4 protein-coding genes are annotated in these 2,751 nt (G+C 50.3%); all 4 read right to left on the bottom strand.

Annotation, left to right across the window (positions count from 1 at the left end):
- On the bottom strand, positions 1 to 1,363 hold a 1,363-nt coding region (locus tag Q2J39_RS10570; protein ID WP_300968161.1), incomplete at its 3' end, for a VirD4-like conjugal transfer protein, CD1115 family.
- Positions 1,360 to 1,836, bottom strand: a complete 477-nt coding sequence (locus tag Q2J39_RS10565; protein ID WP_004607524.1) for a PcfB family protein — start codon at positions 1,834 to 1,836, stop codon at positions 1,360 to 1,362. The genes Q2J39_RS10565 and Q2J39_RS10570, both read right to left, overlap by 4 nt.
- Before the next feature lie 41 nt (positions 1,837 to 1,877).
- On the bottom strand, positions 1,878 to 2,099 hold the full coding sequence (locus Q2J39_RS10560) for a DUF5348 domain-containing protein (protein ID WP_002569164.1): 222 nt from the start codon (positions 2,097 to 2,099) through the stop codon (positions 1,878 to 1,880).
- Between the two features lie 31 nt (positions 2,100 to 2,130).
- Positions 2,131 to 2,751: DUF6017 domain-containing protein (locus Q2J39_RS10555; RefSeq protein ID WP_300968160.1), on the bottom strand; the 621-nt coding region annotated here is incomplete at its 5' end.

Here is a 2,751-nt window from a genome sequence, read left to right as displayed (position 1 = left end):
TGTCCTTGTAGATTGCCTTTAGCTGTGACTGGCTCTGCAAGATGATTGACGCGGATATTTCCCGGCTCCGTATCGTTGCAATGAGCTTTTCAAACTTCGGTATCTGCCCGATATTCGCAAATTCATCAAGTAAGCACCTTACATGGACGGGAAGCCGCCCGCCGTATTCATCATCTGCTTTGTCGCACAAGAGGTTGAATAGCTGTGTGTAGAGAATACTCACGACAAAGTTAAAGGTGTCGTCGGTGTCGCTGATAATGACGAAAAGGGCGGTCTTTCTGTCGCCTATGGTGTCAAGCTCCATTTCGTCGGTTTCCATAAGCTCCCGCAGCTCCTTAATGTCGAATGGGGCTAACCTCGCGCCGCATGAGATAAGTATGCTTTTTGCGGTCTTGCCCGCCGCAAGTTTGTATTTTTTGTACTGCTTGACTGCAAAATGTTCCGGGTCTTTTTCTTCCAGACGTTCAAACATGAGGTCAACCGGGTTCTGGAAGTCCTCGTCGTCCTCGCGGGCTTCCGACGCATTTATCATTTCAAGCAGCGTCGTGAAGTTCTTCTCGTCCTCCGGGGCTTCATACCAGATATAGCCGATTAGTGCGGTGTAGTAGAGCTTTTCCGCTTTCACCCAGAAATCCTCGCCGGATTTTTCCCCGTCGCCTTTGGTGTTGGCGATAATGGTATTGACTAACTTCAAAATGTCCTTTTCGCTCCGCAGATAGGCAAAGGGATTGTATTTCATGGATTTTTTGAAGTTAATCGTATTTAGCACTTTGATACGGTATTTGTACCGCTGCAACATTTTCCCGGTTTCCAAAATCAGTGTTCCTTTCGGGTCAGTGACGATATACGACGTTGGAAAATCCTTTGACGTACATTGCATGAGCGACGGTTTCACAAAGAACCGGGTCTTGCCGCTGCCGGAACCGCCGATTACAAGGATATTTTTGTTTCTTGCGTATTTCGGCTGCTTCGGGCGGCTGTTCATGGTGAGCCGTTCCGTCTGCGTTAAGGGGATATTATTCTCAAATACCGGGTCTGTGTATGGCTTTATATCGTCAGCCCCGCCCCAACGCGCCGAACCGTATTCTGTCCCGCGGCGGTATTTCTTCGCGTTCTTGCCTTTGGTGTAGATAATCAGCCGGACAATGACCGCCCCCGCAATGCCTAAAGCTAAGTCTGCCGGGTGGAAGCTCGGCGCGATACTGGAAAAGGCGGCGGTAAAACCGTCCCCAAGATGTAGCAGCTTTGCGCTTGCGTCCGCGCCGGGGGATAGCCGGACAGCCGCGCCCACTTTATCAAAGAGCCAGACAAAGAGCAGATACGGGAGATTTAGGATAAGCAGCTTCTTGATTTCCGGCTTCATAGCGATACCTCCCTGTCCTTGTTCTTGACCTTTGCCCGTTCCGCGTTCTTGCCCTGTGCGGCTTCTTTGAGGGTAGAGAGCAGCTTTCGGATAGAGGGCTTTTTCTCCTGTGTCAGCTTCTTTGCGGAAAATTCCTTAAAGGCTGCGGTCAGCACGTCCGCGTCCCGCCCCTTGAAGAAAACCAGATAGCGGGGCGGGCTTTCCGTCGCGTCCTTTTTCAGCGCAAAGTCGATACCGTACTTTTTCGCCGTACTCTCAAAGGCTTTGATATTGCCCTCGGTAATCTCAATGTTGGAAACGCCCGCGTTCTGCTTCATAAGCTGCTTTAAGCTCTGCTTGCCCTGTGGCGGTTTGGAAAGCTGCTTTTTTCCCTTTGACAGTATGGCTTTCATTGCCTTTTGGAGCGTCTGGGCGGTCAGCTTCCCGGTCTTGATGTAAAGGGCTATGGTCTTTTCGTTTACTTCGTCCTGCAATTTGTCGCGTCCTCCTTTCGCGTTTCTTTATGGGGCGGCGGTCAGATACGCACCCGCAGCCCGTTCAAGTCCTCGGCTCTGATACCCACAAGATACCAGTTGTCGCCGTACTCAATCCGGGTCGGCTTCCACTTGCCCCGCACGAATACGTCAAAGCACTCGCCGCAATGCAAGCCCCCGTAGTAGCTGTTTAAGTCAAAGCGAATGTCGTAACGGTCGGTGCGCTCGTCAAATACCAATGCTCCTGTCATTTTCTGTGCCATAATAAAATCCTCCTTTTGTGGTTGTGGGTGGTTACAGGCTTTCGCCCTCGTTGCATGAATAATAGTCCGGGTCGCCGTACTGCGGCTTTTTCGGTGACAGTGCGCCGCTTGCCATGTCATGGGCGACAAGGGAAGTGTAATAATTGCCGATAGTGGACGGGGCGTTGAAAAGGGCTGCTTTCAGATATTGCTTGATGTTGCGGATTTTCGTTGTGTTCTCCCGCATACAGTCAAGCACAAAGCGGATATGCTCGCCGTCCAGTTTCATAAACTTTGACTTCACAAGCTCTGCCGGGTAGTCGTCCCCCGCAATCCGTACCCGCTTTCTGGCGGTGCATACGGTTTCAAGCATGAGGTCTACAATCTCGTCAAGCCTGTCACTGTCAAACTTCATGTCCTGTTTGAGAATGTGGTAGTCGATATTGTCCTTGATGATTTCCCGGTATATATCAACTGCGCTCTGTGCTGCCGCTTCCGTTCCTTTCCGTTCCGGCGGCGTAGCCGCTTCTCTGCAAGGAGAGGGGTTAGGGGAAAGGATAGGAATGGAATGGGTACTTTGTTCATCAGTAATTATTTTTTCTTTTTTTGGTAAGTCAGTTCTTTGTATATCTTTATTTAATTGCGTTGGATTTTCCAACGTAGGTTTTTCCAA

The organism is uncultured Allobaculum sp. (genome assembly GCF_948576815.1).
GTDB lineage: Bacteria > Bacillota_I > Bacilli_A > Erysipelotrichales > Erysipelotrichaceae > Allobaculum > Allobaculum fili.
The sequence above is the reverse complement of the archived record's forward strand: the minus strand, read 5'-3'. Positions and strand labels throughout refer to the sequence as shown.